Below are 17,485 nucleotides of genomic sequence, written 5' to 3'. Positions count from 1 at the left end.
TGCGACTGCCCAAAATGAGCGGAATTGATCTGCTGACCCAACTCACCGAACAAGGAACCGCCGTCCCGACCGTTGTGATTAGCGGACATCGTGACGAAGACGTCCTGGCTCAACTGGCGAGCTTCCAGGCGGTGATCTTCCTGATGAAACCTTTTGCACCGAACCGGCTGGTCGACTTCCTCAGCGAGCACTGCACGAGCAACGGAAACGGCCGATCGGATCATTCGAACCACGGTTAAGCCATCGCCCGGCCCCCCCGTCGATGACGATGTGCGGCGTCGCGATGTGCGCAAATCACCGATGGACGCGTGCGCACGAACAAGAAGACGCGCCGCCAAGCGACTACGATGTCGGGCGAAGGCAGCCGAGGGACGGGTGAAACGCATCAATCAACTCTGTTTCACTCGCTTGCCGAAGCCCTGCGTCCTATCAGCCATTGGCCCCAACTGCGAGCGATCTCCCATGATGCCGAGACAAGGATTCCCGGTCACGCTTTTCTCCCTGATTGCAAGTGCTGCGATCGGACTCGGTCCACTGCCGGCACACTCCGCCGACGATTCAGCCTGGGTCTCGGAAGCCGAACCACGGCTGAAAGCGATTTACGAGAAGGGGCAATATCGGGCGAAAGACTTTGAGGGAAAATGGTTGCCCGACAGTTCGGGATACACCGTTCGTCAACAGGATCCGAATTCCGACCAATCGCGGTTGCTGCGGTATGACGTCCGGACGGGCGAACACGCGGAAGTCGAATCGCCGGCCACGCCGCGAACGTCCCGTCGGGGATTGACGTCACCCGATGGCAAGTACCGCCTGGAAATTCGAGATCAGGAACTGTTCGTCCGCGATCTGAAAACCGATCAGCGAACCCGATTGACGCAACGTTCGCCCGATCGAGACATATCGATTGGTGATCCCCGATGGAGCCCCGACGGGACACGCGTGGTGTTCATCGAGTCAGACGCGACCGACGTCCGAATGCGCCCGATGCTGGTGCCAGACGATCCCTCCTATCCGAGCGTCCGACATCGGCGTTTTGCTCGCGTCGGTGAAAAAATCAACGCGCTCCGCGTCGGCGTTGTCGAAATCGATGGGGGCGAACTGAAATGGTTGCCGATCGAATCCAGCCCAGACGGCTTTTATCTCGGGCAAGTCGATTGGGCAGGAAACTCGGACGAAGTGCTGGTCGAAAAGAAGAGTCGTTTTCGCGACGAACGAGTCTTCTTGTTGGGAAGCGTCGATGGCCCGATGAAAGAGATCTTTCGTGAAACCAACTCCGCATGGGCGGTAGGCAGCCAGGGAAAGAACTCGGGTCTGACATGGGTTCGGGACGGCCAGGCGTTCATCGTCATCAGCGAAAAAGACGGCTGGCGGCACGCATTCCTCTATTCACGCGACGGCAAAGCGTTGGCCCTGCTCACACCGGGCGAGTACGACATCATTGATCGGGCCGTCGTCGATGAACCGGGCGGTTGGTATTACTTCTACGCCGCACCCGACGATGGGCCGAGAAAATACTTGTACCGAGTCCCCCTCGACGGATCGGGGACGCTGGAGCGGATCACACCCGCCGATCAACCGGGGACGCACGACTACGAGTTTTCTCCCGATGCCAAATGGGCCTTTCACACCTATTCCACGATCGACCAACCGCCGGTCGTCGACTTGGTCGAATTGGAAGGACACAAGGTGGTGCGCGTGCTGGAAGACAACCGCGAACTACGCGATCGGGCCGAGACGCTGATGACGCCCCCGACTGAATTCATCCGGCTGGAAATCGATGGCGGTGTCTCGATGGATGCCTGGATGATCAAGCCGAAGGACTTTGATGCGTCGAAAAAGTACCCTGTCTTTATTTACGTTTACGGTGAGCCATATGCGCAGACGGTGCTGGACCAGTGGGGCGCCGCTCAAAATCACTTTCATCGAGTCGTCGCCGACCTCGGTTACCTCGTCGTCTCGATCGACAATCGCGGCACCCCCGCGCCCAAAGGCGCGGCATGGCGGCGATCGATCTTCGGCAGCTTGGGTCCACTTTCGACGGAAGACCAGGCGGCGGGGCTGAAAGAACTCGGCCGCTCACGACCGTATGTTGATCTGTCGCGGGTCGGCATTTGGGGCTGGAGCGGCGGAGGGTCCAACACCTTGAACGCCATGTTTCGCAAGCCCGACGACTACCACGTCGGAATCGCCGTCGTCCCCAAGCCCCAACCACACTTGTACAACGCATGGTTCCAGGAAATTTACATGCGGACCCGCGAGGTCAACCCGGACGGCTACGAGCGGTCGGCTCCGCTCCATTTCGCCGAAGGCCTCAAGGGCGACCTGCTGATCGTCACGGGCTCCGGCGAAACGAACACGCACATTCAGATCATCGAAGGGCTGGTGGATCGGTTGATCGAACTCGGCAAACGCTTCGACTACATGGTCTATCCCAATCGTGACCACGGCCTTCGCGAAGGCAAGGGATCGGAATTGCATGTCCGAATGCTCATCGCCAGATACCTGGTTGAGCATCTTCCCCGCGGCCCGCGGTAGTGGCTGAACCGACGCATGGCGTGATGCCGGCACTCACCGTCTCAAGACGCCTTCGAACGAACGCTTCGCTTGCGAATGCGTGATGGCGTTTGGCTGCTTCGTGCACCTGTCAGGCCGTTTGACAGATCGGGTCCCGATTCAGGGGCAACGTCTGCAACGGCGACCGCCGAACCGTGTATACTCCGGGTGGATACACACTAACCATGTAGCGGCATGGAAAACGGCGGCAAGAGAAGCAGAGATTAGCAGTGACCGAGAAGACGAATTCTGCTCGTGGAGAGCAGACCAGCGGTGAGTCCGGCGGCGACAAACAGAGAACCGACAAACAGAGATCCGACAAACAAAGGACAACAGCGGCCCCCGCCACCGGCAAACCGAACGCTTTGAAACGCTTCTTTGCGGTGTTTTCCCAACGTTTACGGGCAGAACGCGAGCCCTCCGCGTCCCCGTCGTCCGCCGAACACCCGACCGCTGACGCCCCACCGCTAGAAAAGGCTTCACCGCCTAGCGGCACACCCGGTCGGCAATCCCATGCCCGATGGATCGCATCGGCGGTCGTGATTTCGGTGCTGGTCGCGGCCAACTGGCCGTTTCAGTATTCCGTCAGTTATTCGACCCCGGCAAAGTGGTCCGAGTTGCCATTCGACTTCGGTTTTCGCACCGAAGACGGGCTGCAAGCCATCGCCCCGGTCGAAGCGGGATGGCCGTTTCGCTACTACATTCGCCATCCCTTCGCAAACGGTCCCGATCAAGTCCGATGGTACGGCCGCGCGCTGGCCTGGAATCTGGCGATCGCCCTCGCGTGTTTGGCCATCCTATTGTTCTATTTGCGGCCATCGGTGAGGAAGTCCAATCGAGTTTCACTCGCCGATTTGTTGTTTGTCGTCACGCTGATCGCCTCGGCGATGGGCTATTGGCGATGGCTGGTCCGACAGTCCGAAGCCGACCAAGTCATTGCCGATCAACTGGCCACGAACGGGCAGGTCTTGCGGCAGTCGTACATGCCGGCGATTTTGACCGAATGGGTCCCCGCGTCGGCGCGAACGATCTGGCTGAGGACAACGGCTGTCGATCTTCAAGAGCCGTCAAACGAACAACTGCAGTTGATGTGCAAGTTGCCCTACTTGAGAGCACTGCGGATCGGTGGTGGCCAGTACGACCAGAAACCGTTGAGCCGCCTGCCCTCGATGCGTTATCTGCAAGATCTTCGCATCGCCGGTACCGAATTGGATGCGGAAACCGTCGTGGCATTGACTGAATGTTCGCTGCTTCGGCAACTCAACATTTCGCATACCAATCTTGCGGGGGACGCGCTTCCGCGTTTCGCGAAACTGCCGCATCTCTCACGGCTGATGGCCATGGAAACGATGATCCCGCTCCAGGCTTGGCAGGATTGCGAACTGAAGAACCAACTGGAAGTGCTGGTCCTCTCTCGACCGAGAACGGGAACCGGTGGTGAAATCCAGCTCGAATCTTGGCCACAACTGCGGCGCCTCGCGTTTCAATCACTCGACGAACCACTCAACTCGAGCCTGTTGCAGATCTCGGTGCACGACATGCCCGAGCTGGAGTACTTCGGTTTCGATTCGTTTCAATTGGTCGACCTCGATCTACAACGTCTGCCAAAACTTGCAAACATCAAAGTGCAATACCACAACCTGCAAACCCGAATGGCTGACAATGACCAGATGCCGGTCGATGCGTGGGTTCGCAACTGTACGTTGAAGGAGATCCCTCAGATCGAGTCCTTCTCGTTTTACGTCAAAGACTTAGAAACCATCCAAATCGAAGGCTGCGACGCGATGGAGCATCTGGCCGGAACCAGCACGATCGTCCCTGGAGTCGGGGACCCAGACTATGACCCGACGATCAGCTCGGAGTGCAGCCAACGAGTGATCGACCAGTTCGGAAAGTTAAACGGGCCGCCGCTGTTGACATTGCGAGGATGTGATCTTCGCAAGGTCGACCTTTCCCCACTGGAAGGAAACCCCGCGATCGCATCACTGGACTTTCAATACTGTGCGCTGACGAAACAGGCGGCCGACCAGATCGCAAAGCTATCGGCAACGAGCATCGACGTGCGGAATGCCGAGGTCGGTGTCGGGTTTGTCAACTCAATCTCCGCCCAAGTCGCAGACCTTAAATCGCTGCAGATCAATTCGAACATCAACGCGATCAGGGTTGAAAATCAATCCAAACTTGAAACGATCGTTTTTGATCAGCACAAGAAATCACAAATCACTGCATTGCGGTTGATCAACGTGCCGGAACTTCGGACTCCCCTGGTCCTCAGTCCGGTCGGAAATTACCTGCATGTGGAAGCCGCGTCTCAGCTTCCCGGTTTGGCGGTATTGAGCCCGCTTTCGAAAATCCGAATCAGTGGTGTCGCCGGATTGGAGTGGTTTATCGGAGGCGGCGAGGGGATGAATGATGAAAACGTCTCGGAGGTGTTGAAAGCTCAGGCGTTGACGAAGTTGACGATCGCTTATCCATCCGCATCATCCAAAGCGTTCAACGACGTCCTTCAGCTTCGATCGCTCCAGCAGCTTGCCCTTCCGGGGGCGGCTCTGGACAACGACTTGGTTCAACAGTGGGACATCCCCGCGACCCTGACTGATTTGGATCTCAGAGATTGTGGACTTTCGGCCGCGACGACGGCTCGGATCATCAGTCGAGGCGGCTGGACACAATTGCTGCTCGGCGGAAACGAGATCGATGCGCGGTCATTGCCAGAATTCAAGAAGAGTCCGGGGCTCACTTCCGTCAGCCTCGGCGGCGTCACCATCAATCAATCGGTGATTGACGCCATGGGACCGCTCGACTATCTGAGCCGAGTGGAACTTGCCGGTGCAACGATCGAACCAGGCGGACTGACGGCGATCATTGACAAATCCGATTACTTGACCGAACTCGATCTCACCGGCGCGACCGCTGACTGGTCGGAAATCGTACCGGCGCTCCGATCCCACCCGTCGCTGATGTTTCGACTTTCGCCGGTCGACGCGACAGTGGCATTGATTACCAAACTGAGCGCCGAGAACCGGCTGATAATGGAAAGTGATGCCTACGAAACCTGGTTCCAGCCGCAAGAGCGGAAACTGCTGGGCTACGACCCGCGGGGGTTTGCGGTCTACGCAGACCCAGATGACGAGGACGGACCAAGCGAATTCGAGCGTCCCGACTGGTCACCCGAGTTTTTCCGCCCCGCCCCCGGTATGAATTCCCCAGCCGGGACCGTCGCTGTTCCCAACTCGCCGGTCGGGCCGGGATCGCGTTCTGTACTCGGTCAATTGCTCCGTTCGATCAACTCCGCGGTTGAATCCGTTGACGACAGCGACAATTCAGGAGAGGGGGAAGAACAATGAAGTGTCTATCGAAATGCTGCCTGTTGGCAATCGCCGTGATCTCATTGACAGGCTGTGAACCGGTGACAACGGAGCAACACTTTTCAGTTCCGGCGGGCGAAACGCTGGTCGCTGCGCCCGCTGTTGCGAACCAATACCGCTGGCCGGTGATCGAAGACGAATGGCAAGCCACCAAACCGACCGACTGTGGGTTCCTGCGTCAAATCAAGCCGGGAGCGATTGGCGAAATCGCCGATCAGATTCTCAAGACGAATCAGAAGCGGATAGAAGACGCAAAGTCGAGCCAGCAACCTGCCCCTTGGATGGTCGCATCGAGTGGCCTGACCGGCAAAGCGTTGACATGGGCACGACTTGCCCTCGGTGAAGAGGACGGACAGCCGGTGCTCCGCGAGAGTGTTGCAATGCCGCCCGAGGTTTCCAACCCAACGGTTTGGCTAGACAAGACGGGACGACACTTGGTCGTCGGTGGCGACAACGGACTTTGGATTTCAAGATTGCCGTGGAGACCGTGGTGGGCGTTGCCCGGCACGCCGCCGACGGAATTGGACGAACCCGGTGATGCGAGCAAGTTTCAACATCTTGCATTGCCAACGTCAGGTGACGGCGCAATCCACGTCGGTTTTTTCGGGCAGCAAGCGGACGGCTCGGACTCTCGAATGATCGTCGCCGCCGGTAAACAACTTCATCTGGTCGATTGCACGACCGCCTCCGTTGCCGCAACGAAAACGTTGAACGAGAGCATTCAACATCTCAGCGTGGCAGCCGAAACGGGTCATGCCGCGGTCGTTGACCAATCGGGCAATCTGTACCTGACCGACCCGGAATTGGCCACCGCGGCGAAAATCGGCGAGGTCGACGTGAGCCTTCCGATGCCAGCCATCTCTCCCGAAGCGACCCGAATCGCGGCTTGGCATGACGAACAGACCGGCCGCGTGTTCAAGCTCGTGGGAGGGGCGTTGGACTACGATTTCGAAGTCCCGCTCGCTGATCCTGGTGAACCGTTGATGGTGCGTTGTTCGCGCGGCTATGACTTGTGGATCGAGAAAAATGCGTGTCATCGCCGTCCCAACGACCCGAACACTCCCGGAAATGATCTCCAGACTTGGCCGGTATCGATCTACTGGGACATCGTGGACGTCATCGACCTTCATCAATCCCACTCACACCGCACACAACTCTGTTTCGCTGACCGCCCGCTGCCCGACGGAGGCACCGAGCGAGTGATGTATGACGCCATCCTTGGCGCGCGCTCGTTTGGGCGGCCGACGCCGACGAAACGTTTCGGCGATCGAACACCTGTGGTCGCCGCTTGCGGTAACGTCATCGCGTTCCATGACGGTCAGACCATTGACCTTTACGCCCGCATCGTGAACGCCCCTCAAGGTCTGTACTACCTTGGGGAACTCGTGCGCAATTGGGCACGGCAGAATCAGTTCGATCACTTGGAAGCGTTGCACGCCGTGATTCGGGCTCTCCCTGAACGGCGATTCAATCGGACCAAAGAGCAAATCTACAAAGTGCTCGTTGAGGAGATTGCCATGGCGTGGTTCTTCGCCGAACAGGCTCTTGAAAATGATCACGCCACCGAAGCAGACCTCGACGCGACTAAAAAACGTTTGGCGGGCTTCGCCGAGTGGGGCGATCTTCAGTCACCACTCGCACTGACAGCAAAGATGAGATATTGCACCACGAAAGCCTGGAACGCCAGGGGCAACGGCTGGTCCAGTTCCGTGTCGGAGAACGGCTGGCAAACGTTTGAATCGCAAAACAAGATGGCGATGGAAGCGTGGCACAAGTTGCAACCGATCGACGATGTTCCCGCCGTCGCTTACCAATACTTCGTCGACGCGGCTCGCGACTTGTCATTCAGCTACGACGATACCTATGACGAGATTCGTGACTACCTGGAACGATTCCCGCACGACGACATGCTGCATTTGCAAGTGATGATTTGGCGACTGGAACGCTGGGGTGGGACACGCGGATCCGGGTCCGCCTATGCTGCCGCGGTCGCCCAGGCAATCGGACCACCGATGGGGGATTTCATTTATTCCAGATGCATCCAAAAGATCGAGAACGTGTACGTGCGGGCTTTCTTTGGGTATGCGCAGGTCGATGGAAATCGCGTGCTCGCCGGCGTCCGGCAAGGCTTGGACATGGAATATTTTCAAGAGCAGAGCACCCCCGAAGCAATCATCTTGGTGGCGGGTTCACACAGCCGGTTGGACACGCCGGGGCCCAACTCGGCATACGCCAAGACCGCTCTGAGACTGTGTGAGGACTTGGCCGAGTACTATCGTTGGAGGTACCCGATGCTGACCACTGATGTCGCGACCCTTACGGGAAAAGAGAAAATCGATCGAATGAAAGCTTATCTGCCGGAATGAATCGCTTGGCGTTGTGGATTCTGCCACTGCTGTGATTCCGTGGCCCCGGCCGGCGCATCCAAACGGAATCGCCAAAGCCACCGGGCATCCAACACCGTGACCAAACGCCCGGCACCATCCCCCGAGCCGGACCGTCATCCTCCCCTGGCATCGACACGATGACGGGTCCGAAACCGGGTTCTCTGTGCGCAGTTCTTTGTGCGCAATTCACCGACCGAGGCGCGCACACGGACAAGAACCCACATCGCGATCGGTCTAGGATGATGCCAAGGCGGCCGGGACGGGCATCAAGCAGTCTCGCGTGACATCTCCAGAAACTTTGGTCCCTTGACGACAGGGTCCGGCTCGAAACGATCGATCCAACATGATGCCGATGTTCCAGCAATCACGTGTCCGCCCGGGAAGTACTCAGTGCACACCCAACAGCCGCGGTTCTTTGCTTCAGACATGGCGTTCATCCTTTCAAAGGGTTCGCTTCGACGCCGACATTTGTTGACCAAGACAAAGGTTCGTTCTGTTCACACTCGAATTCACGTTCGCAATTCCAACTGAGATACTTTCTATGAAACGCCCCGCTCGGACGAACCACGGTTTTACACTGGTGGAACTATTGGTCGTCATCGCCATCATCGGCATCCTCGTCGGACTTTTACTGCCTGCGGTGCAAGCAGCACGAGAGGCTGCTCGTCGGATGAGCTGCAGCAATAACTTCAAACAGTTGGGGCTCGCGATCCACAACTACCACAGCGCCTATCGACAACTGCCGATTCACGGAGTCGGCACGGCGAGCCCGGACGGCGGAGCCGCACCGTACGGAGTCGTCTCGGTGACCACCGACTGGTGGACGAACTACGGCGACTCGAATGCCTGGCGGCTGAGTGCCCTGGTCGGCCTGACCCCGTTTATGGAACAGCAAGCACTCTGGGATGAGATCTCAAACCCGAGCTATGTCGACGCCACCAACCCCGACACGCCACTCTCGGTCGCCTGGCCTCCGATGGGACCGACTGTCGAATTCATTCAGTACCGCCCTTGGGTCACCGAACTCCCGATGCTGCGATGCCCCAGCGATCCCGGCGTCGGCCTGCCGGGTCAAGGCCGGACCAACTACGCCGCCTGCCTGGGCGATTCGATCGATTGGTCGATCCGCGGCTCGAAACAGCACCACACGACCCGAGGTGAAATGGTCGCGACGACCGCTTGGGTTCAACGCTCACTTGCAGCCAACCGCGGAACGTTCGTGGCCCACAAATCCTCGAAGTTCCGCGACATCCTGGACGGACTTTCCAACACCATCGCGTTTGGGGAGATTCTGACCGACCTCAGTGATCGCGATACGCGCGGAATCCAAAGCCTGAACGGCAATCCTCCCGACGAGATCCGATTGAACCCGAGCTATTGCATCGACAACAACCAAATCGATCCGGATAATCCGGGATTCTGGGCTCCGACCACGCCGGTCGAAAACTCGACCAACGGCCGAGGTTTCAAATGGGCCGACTTTCGCCCAAACTTCAGCGGCTGCCACACCATCCTTCCCCCCAACGCGCCGATCGGCGGGGGAAGCAGCGTCGGCGAAACCGGGATGTTCCCGCCATCGAGTCGACACCAGGGCGGCGCTCATATCTTGATGGGCGATGGCGCGGTGGTGTTTATCACCGACTCGATCGAAGCCGGTGACTCGCACCACGAAATGGTTTGGCTGGCGCCTGCCGATATTACATCGTCACCGGGTTCAAAAAGTCCCTACGGACTTTGGGGCGCTCTCGGAACCCGAGCTGGACGCGAAACGATTCAGGAACAACTGAATCAATAGTCTGAAACCAATCCGTCGCCGATTCGACGCAACGGACGATCAATCAAAACTCTCGGCCACGAAAACTGGCCGGGAGTTTTTTTGTGCAAGCTTGAAATGCAAAACGATCGCCAGACGCGTTGCAGCAGCCCCACCTACAGTCTTGCCCCACCCATTCCTCGCCCCCATATCTTGATCATCCCATTTGTTGCCCCCATTTTTTGACCAACCCATCTTTTGACCAACCCATCTTTTGACCAACCCATCTTTTGACCCATTCATTTTCTGACCACACAAGCAATCGAACCGGGCCTGAAGCCCGTGATCGTTGACGCACCAACCTTGCGATGGGACAATGTCGCAGTGATGCCACCGTCTACCACTGCGAGCTTCCGAGATGACCGTTCAAAAGATTCCGCCCAATAGCGAAGGTTTCATCCCCTATCTGATCGTGCAGAACGCGGCGGAAGCGATCGACTTCTACGCTCGTGCGTTTGGCGGTCGCAAAGGCACCGTGTTGAAGATGCCCACGGGTGACGTTGGTCACGCCGAAGTCATCATCGGTAGGACTCGCATCATGCTGGCCGAAGAGAATCCCGATTGGGGTTTCCAAGGTGCAAAGTCACTCGGCGGCTGTCCGCTGACACTGACTCTGTACGTGGAAGACGTCGATTCGATGGCCAAGCAGGCAATCGATGCCGGGATGACTGTCAAGCGAGAATTGGCCGATCAGTTTTACGGCGATCGCATGGTCACGCTGACGGATCCCTACGGATACGATTGGTGTTTGGGGACTCACATCGAAGACGTCGACGACGAAGAGATCCAGCGTCGCATGAGCCAGCACTGACCTGGCTGCATTGACTTGTCGCGTCCTCCCTGACTTCCTGATGCACAATCGCTGACACTCGCCCCATGAACGACACTCCTCTACCGCTGAGTCACGCGGATCTGCTGGAACTAAAACGCTGGAATACGCCCACCATTTACAACGGCTGGGAACAGATCACTGCGCGGGATGCCGGTCGGGAGTGTTTCAACCTTGAAGAAACCCACGACTTCATGCCACAGATGGGCCCCATGATCGGTTACGCCGTGACGGTCGTGATCGAACCGGGCAACCCCGATCACAAGACGGCAAACACCAATGCGTGGAGCGAATACCGACGCTACGTGGCGTCGATGCCGGGACCCAAGATCGTTGTCGTGCAGGATCTGGACAAACCGGCGACCTTCGGTGCCTTTTGGGGTGAAGTGAACAGCAATATCCATCGAGCCCTCGGCTGTGTCGGGGCGATCGTGGACGGTTCCATTCGTGACGTCGATGAAATGACCAATGCAGGCTTCAAAGCGTTGGCCCGCAGATTGAGCGTCGGGCATGCTTACAGCACCCCGGTTCGATGGGGCTGCGACGTCGAAGCGTTCGGCACGCCGATCACACCGGGAACGTTGATTCACGCGGACAAGCACGGGTTTCTTGCGGTGCCGATGGAGGACACGCCCAGGCTGTTGGACGCCGCCCGCAGCATGGATTCCTTCGAATGCCAGACCATGATCCCGACCGCCCGCAACGCGGCCGGCCAATCAATGGAAACACTCCTGACTGAAATCGATGACGCCTGCGCCCAATTTGGTGACTTGGTGAAAGCCAAGTTCTCCGGCAAAGCGGGTGAATGGACATGAACCGAAAACATTTCGTGTTCGTTGTCGTCGCAGTGCTGGCTGCGGCCTGCTCGTCACCTGATGCGTCTGGCGAAGAACCTCGATCATCGGGGTTTGACGTCGATCGCGGTGGCGTCGTGATGACCTTCGACGACCGAAATTTTGACGATTGGGTCAGTGCGCTACCATTGTTTGACCGGTTCGGTGTCAACGCGACGTTCTTTATCAGCGGCAAAATTGACGAACAGGCAGTCGAAGCCATCGGCCAGCTCAGAAGCCACGGTCACGCGATCGGTTCGCACAGTGTGCATCATCTGAAAGCCGTCGAGTACTGCCAGGATCATCCACCAGCCGTCTTTCTGCGGAACGAGATTCACCCGCAATTGGAAGCGTTTCAAGCTGCGGGAGTCACTCCGACGTCGTTCGCCTATCCCATGAGCCGCAACGACGCCGTCACCGACGAGACATTGTTAACGGTGTTTCGACACCTGCGGACCGGCAAGAACGTGGCCGACGGGCAGCGCGTCTGCGATGTCGATGCGTTCTTTGTTCCAGCCAGCCGGATTCACCAGCAAGGTTGCCTGATCGCAAAGGGCATCGACTACGCTCCCACTCGTCCCGATCGCACCTTCGAGCAGATCGACGCAGCGTTGATCCGCGCGGCAGAGAACAACGAAATCATCGTATTCTACGCGCACCGCATTTGCGCGACGAAACCCGACGGAGGCCACTTCGTGACTCCCGAAGCACTGACTCAGATCTTTAGCAAAGCGAAGGAGCTGAACTTGCCGTTCTACACGTTCGATCAACTACCGTAGCCGACGCACACGAATCAATGGATCAGTTGGACGGCACCGTTGGAAACGTTGAAAGAGATGGCAGCGAGCGGTGGGTCAAAAAATGGGTTGGTCAAAAAATCAGCGCGTCCAAAGAACCATTTTGCAAGCACAAAGGAACACCATTTTTTGACCATTCCATTTTTTGACCACTTCATTTTTTGACCACTTCATTTTTTGACCACTTCATCTTTCGACCAGGAAAACCAGCATGCAAATGCAGTGGATCGACAAACAGCGATTGCGTCGCGAACCCCTTGCCGGCACCTTTCTCAACCTGGGCTCCGCGACGGCCGTTGAGATTGCCGCCGGCGTCGGTTTCGATTGGCTGCTGATTGATCTTGAACATGGATCCGGTTCGCTGGCCGATCTGCGCGGGATGCTGCTGGCCTGCAGCGCCGGCAACGCCGCGCCGGTCGTGCGTCTTCGTTCGGTCGACCCCGACACGGTCAAATTCGTGATGGACAGCGGGGCGGCCGGAATCATGTTCCCCTATGTCAGCTCGGCCGACGAAGCTCGAAACGCGGTGCGTTGCATGAAGTACCCACCGCTGGGTCGCCGCGGCGTCGCCGGGGTGATCCGCGCGACCGACTACGGCCGGAACTGGCAGCAGTACTTTCAGGAAGCGAACGACAAGAGCCTGGTCATCGTCCAAATCGAAACGCCCGAAGCGGTCGAGGCGGCCGAGGAGATCGCGGCGGTCGAGGGCGTCGACGTGTTGTTCGTCGGCCCGCTGGATCTTTCGGTCAACATGGGACACCCCGCCGACTTCGGGCACCCCGATGTCGCCAACGCCTTTCAACACGTCATCGACTGCTGTGATCGGCAGGGCAAATCGGCGGGAATTCTGACCAAAAATGGATTCATCCAGCAACACAAAGCACAGGGCTTCCGGCTGCTCGCCTTCGGCTCCGACTCGGGCGCCATCCTCAGCGGCATGCAGAATGACCTGGCGGAACTTCGTTCCTGATTTTCCGCCCATTGGGCGATTGAGTCGATGCTCTGATTTCAACGCGGTGGTGCGAGCCGGAACGCATGCAGGCTAAAATCGAAAGAACATGATGCGTTTCGGATCGCCAGTGGGCGGTCCCCTCTTCGAACATTTCAATCACCAGGAAGACTCCATGAGAACGTTGCCTATCTATTTGCTCGCCGTCCTCGTTGCCGGTTCGGCGACCTTGCTCGGTCAAGACGCGGCCCCATCGAAGAAAGCGGCGAAGCCACTTGGGCCGCAATATGATGCCTCGGTCCCCAAACCGACGTTTTCGGAAGTGAAGTATGGTGATCATCCGCGGCACGTCGTTGATTTCTGGAAGGCCGAGTCGGACACCGCAACACCACTCGTCTTTGTGATCCACGGCGGGGGATGGCAGGGCGGATCGAAGGAACGTGTGCACCGATTTGCTGACGTGAACGCGCTGTTGAAGGCGGGGATCTCTGTTGCCGCGTGCAACTACCGTTACGTCAAGCAGGCGGTCCAAGCCGGAATCGAGCCGCCGGTGAAAGCGCCGCTGCACGACGCCGCACGTGCGCTTCAGTTCGTCCGCAGCAAGTCCGAGGAGTGGAACCTCGACAAGCAGCGTATCGGCGCCGCAGGCGGCTCGGCCGGCGCCTGTTCGAGTTTATGGATCGCCTTTCACGATGACCTCGCCGACCCCGATAGCGACGATCCCGTCGGCCGCGAATCCACGCGTCTCTGGTGCGCGGCGGTGACGGGCGCCCAAACGACACTCGATCCGAAGCAGATGAAGGAGTGGACACCCAATAGTCGTTACGGCGGTCACGCCTTTGGCTTCGGCAGCTTTGCGAAGTTCTTGGAGGGTCGCGAAACGATTCTACCGTGGATCGCCGAATATTCACCCTTCGCCCTAGTCGACAAAGACGATCCCGGCGTCTACCTGATCTACTCACGGCCCCCTGCCATCGGAGAAAACCAGCAAGACCCGACGCACACCGCCAATTTCGGGGTCAAGCTGCAGGAGCACTGCAAAGCGAATGGCGTCGCCTGTGAGTTGGTCTATCCCGGCGCGTCCCACGTCGAGCACGAGACACCGACGGACTACCTGATCGAGACGCTGCAGCAAAAGCAGCCGTAACGCGACGTCTCGCTGGCGCGACTCGCCTTGCAATGCCCTCCATCGACAGTCGTTCCAACCGAAGGGGCCCGTTCGATGGGACTTATGGGACCTATCAGTCCGATGTGTCCTATGAGTCTCATCGCAGAATCGTTGCCCCGGCGAGCAACGTGCAATCGAAACCGAACTCGCGGCGGTTACCTCGGGCGCCGCGTCGAACAAATTCGGCCAGACGAAAACTTTTCTGCAAGGCAGCGTTATTCTTGAAACAAAACCATTGACGGTTCGCTTGGAAAACTGAACGAGGTGTGTTTCGCCCGATTCTGCTGGCCGCGGTCACGCGACGGCCCAATCACGGGGCGGGTCCCCTCTGAACTCCACGCAAACCCAACGGACGAAACGACAATGGCAACGATTCAAGAACCGGCGAGAAAGGCGCCCTGGCCGCCCGCTCCGACGACCGACCAACAACCGGTCCCCTATCAAGTAGGCCAGAAGGAAGGCGAAACCTTCGCCTCGATTGCCAAGGACCATGGACTCGACGCCAAAGAACTGATCCGGTTCAACTTTGGCACGCTGAAGTCAGCCGAGATCAACTGGTATCTGGTCAATTACGTCCAGTGCCCCCGGCCTTCGCGTGGACAAAAATACGTTCATTTTCGTGGGGCAACCTACGATGCGGCGAAGAAGTCCGGGATGATCTTTTTGCCCACCGGTGCTCCCCAGCCACAAGGAAACGGGTTCGGAAACAAGGTGGTCGAACTGTACAACGCCTTGAGCAATAGTGAAAAGTATCCCAACGGGTTGTGCTACCAAATCGCCTACAACCGGGTCAAAGCGGCTGCGATCCAGGTGGGCGTCGCCCTTCCATCGCTGTCCAGTCGCACGTCCTTTGGCCGACTGTGGGGCTCGTTCATCAACACCAAGACGAATTCTTGGTTTAATCTTCCCGAAAAATATCGTGGCAAAGGTGCCGCCGGAGCGATGGCGTATGCCAAGCTTGGCACGCTCGTCGAGCAGCAGGGAATCTGGGCCGGCAACCTGAAGCCGGGTGCCGTGATCCAAACCTGGAGCACCAAGTCCAACTACGAACTTGTCCGCGACAACAAACGGCCTCGCGGGATCGGACACTCCTTCATCTTTCTCCGCTATTCGACCTCCGGGGGCAACATCGTCGGCATGCACATCGCCGATCAGGGTTACCAGGGGCGGAATGTGTTGTCGCGAGGCCACTGGGGTTATTGGGTCGGAGCCAATCTGGTCAAAGGCGGTTGAAAACACGAGTCACTGGAGGGCCGCAGGTTAAGCGATGGTTGCACTTGCGGCGTGAGAAAGGCCTGGATGGAAAAAAGATGACGCGCCAGCTGGAGTTGGCAAAAAAATGGGAGGGGACGGCTGGGAGTGTTATCGATCGTTGGCGATCAGAACAAGCGAGTGCCAAAACGGGCTTTGAACTCAATATTGTCATCACGATCTTGAGTCTCGTCATCACTGTCGTAATCAAAGATCTCGTCGAAACGCAAGTCTCGTCGGTACTTTACAAACTTACTGTTGTCCCGACCGAGGACGGTTCCGTCGCCGTCAATGTCGCCAAACAGGCGATGGAACTCATCGATGGAGGACACGCCGGGCGCATCGCCGTTGGCATCGATGCCGAATTCCGATCCGTCGACCATCAGGGTGTAGAGGCCGTCGACCAACATTGGAGAAAGCTCTGCCTGCGAGGCCGAGATGGCTTCGATCAAAGTCGTCCCTGCGAATCCAAGGACGACGACCTGTTTTCCATTGACCAGTTCGGAATTGAGCACCTCAAGCTGGACGCGCGATCCGGCTGATGACTCAACGACAAAACCGTCCCCTTGGACGGGACCTGGAGCGATGTTCACCGCCCCCGCAAATGTCACCTGAATTTTTCGAATGATCGAGCGTTGCCCCGTCGAATCGGGAGTGTAATCAAGTTCCGATTGGGCGTCTTCGTTGAAGTAAACAACGCTCTCAACGGGAACAGAGGCCAGTCCCAAGTCATCGTTCAAAATGGTACCGAGTCCGCTGCCGTCGCTTATCGTCACATCGCGGCCTGATGATTGAACATTGCTCAACAGGACGAGGAAGGTCTCATCCGGCTCAGCGAAGACATCCCCGACCACGCTGACGTTAAACGATTCTGTGATCGATGTGTTGCCATCGAACTGCAGCGAGCCACTGAGGTTCAGGTAGTCGTTGTCTGAAGTCGTCGCAGAACCGTCAGCCGTGGCGTAGTCGACAGAAACGGGGACATCTACCGAATGGTTCAGCGTCACGGTAAATCTCGTGATGACCTGCCCACTATTGCCTTCGAAAACCACCGAGTCATCGATTGAAAATGCGGCGGAGTCATCATTGAAAATCACGCCTGTCGCCGAGTTGGGGCTACCAACCAGGTATTGCCCACCTGGCGCCGGTGCGACTGAAAGGACAACGGTTTCATCTAACTCCACTATGTCGTCCTGATTCGGTGTGACAACAACAGTCACAGCCTCTACTCCAACTGGGAAGGAGATCGATCCGCTATGAGTCATCGAATAATCGACACCCGGTGTTGCAGAACCCGTCGCCGCAAAATCAACTGAAAGGGCAGGTGTTTCCGAAGAAACGTTATCCCGAGTCACTGTAAAAGTGACTGTTTCAGCACCGTCCTCCGTGACTGCGCCTGCGGGCCCCAGAATAGAAATCTGACTGATGTCATCGTTCAAGATCAAGGATGACGCGGAGGACGTGGCAGGATCAAGGGAATAGGCGAAGTTGGAAAGAATCGTGACCGTGATGTCCTCGTCTGGCTCGACAATTGAGT

General features: G+C 57.8%; 12 protein-coding genes. 11 read left to right on the top strand and 1 reads right to left on the bottom strand.

What is annotated here, in order from left to right; genetic code table 11:
• The 11 genes from ABX749_RS03130 to ABX749_RS03080 all read left to right on the top strand — a co-directional run.
• Positions 1 to 239, top strand: a 239-nt coding sequence (locus ABX749_RS03130) for a response regulator (protein WP_372894715.1), incomplete at its 5' end; no start/stop codon positions are given.
• Positions 240 to 465: 226 nt separating this feature from the next.
• A complete protein-coding gene (locus tag ABX749_RS03125; RefSeq protein WP_372894716.1) occupies positions 466 to 2,535 on the top strand; it encodes a DPP IV N-terminal domain-containing protein in 2,070 nt (689 codons plus the stop codon).
• Positions 2,536 to 2,918: 383 nt separating this feature from the next.
• A complete protein-coding gene (locus ABX749_RS03120) occupies positions 2,919 to 5,900 on the top strand; it encodes a hypothetical protein (RefSeq protein WP_372894714.1) in 2,982 nt (993 codons plus the stop codon).
• Entirely contained in the window at positions 5,897 to 8,287 is a 2,391-nt protein-coding gene (locus ABX749_RS03115) for a hypothetical protein (protein WP_372894713.1), read from the top strand. The genes ABX749_RS03120 and ABX749_RS03115 overlap by 4 nt, the downstream gene beginning before the upstream one ends.
• Positions 8,288 to 8,849: 562 nt before the next feature.
• Positions 8,850 to 10,103, top strand: a complete 1,254-nt coding sequence (locus ABX749_RS03110) for a DUF1559 domain-containing protein (protein ID WP_372894712.1) — start codon at positions 8,850 to 8,852, stop codon at positions 10,101 to 10,103.
• Between the two features lie 376 nt (positions 10,104 to 10,479).
• A complete protein-coding gene (locus ABX749_RS03105) occupies positions 10,480 to 10,932 on the top strand; it encodes a VOC family protein (protein WP_145210258.1) in 453 nt (150 codons plus the stop codon).
• A 65-nt stretch (positions 10,933 to 10,997) separates the two neighbouring features.
• A complete protein-coding gene (locus ABX749_RS03100; protein WP_372894711.1) occupies positions 10,998 to 11,765 on the top strand; it encodes an RraA family protein in 768 nt (255 codons plus the stop codon).
• Positions 11,762 to 12,562 carry a polysaccharide deacetylase family protein gene (locus ABX749_RS03095; RefSeq protein ID WP_372894710.1) on the top strand — a complete coding sequence of 267 codons (801 nt, stop codon included), beginning with the start codon at positions 11,762 to 11,764 and terminating at the stop codon, positions 12,560 to 12,562. The genes ABX749_RS03100 and ABX749_RS03095 overlap by 4 nt, the downstream gene beginning before the upstream one ends.
• 229 nt (positions 12,563 to 12,791) lie before the next feature.
• Positions 12,792 to 13,550: an HpcH/HpaI aldolase/citrate lyase family protein gene (locus ABX749_RS03090; protein WP_372894709.1), complete on the top strand. Its 759-nt coding sequence runs from the start codon at positions 12,792 to 12,794 to the stop codon at positions 13,548 to 13,550.
• Between the two features lie 154 nt (positions 13,551 to 13,704).
• The gene (locus ABX749_RS03085; RefSeq protein WP_372894708.1) at positions 13,705 to 14,676 is read left to right on the top strand and encodes an alpha/beta hydrolase fold domain-containing protein; all 972 of its coding nucleotides are present in this window, start codon (positions 13,705 to 13,707) and stop codon (positions 14,674 to 14,676) included.
• Between the two features lie 384 nt (positions 14,677 to 15,060).
• The gene (locus ABX749_RS03080) at positions 15,061 to 15,930 is read left to right on the top strand and encodes a LysM peptidoglycan-binding domain-containing protein (RefSeq protein WP_372894707.1); all 870 of its coding nucleotides are present in this window, start codon (positions 15,061 to 15,063) and stop codon (positions 15,928 to 15,930) included.
• Between the two features lie 146 nt (positions 15,931 to 16,076).
• Here ABX749_RS03080 and ABX749_RS03075 read toward each other — a convergent pair.
• A partial coding sequence (locus ABX749_RS03075; RefSeq protein ID WP_372894706.1) for a Calx-beta domain-containing protein occupies positions 16,077 to 17,485 on the bottom strand: 1,409 nt, incomplete at its 5' end.

Origin of the sequence: Stieleria sp. (assembly GCF_041595215.1) — a bacterium.
In the GTDB taxonomy this organism is placed as follows: Bacteria; Planctomycetota; Planctomycetia; order Pirellulales; family Pirellulaceae; genus Stieleria; species Stieleria magnilauensis.
Note: the sequence above shows the minus strand (reverse complement) of the source record. Positions and strands in the feature narration are given on the sequence as shown.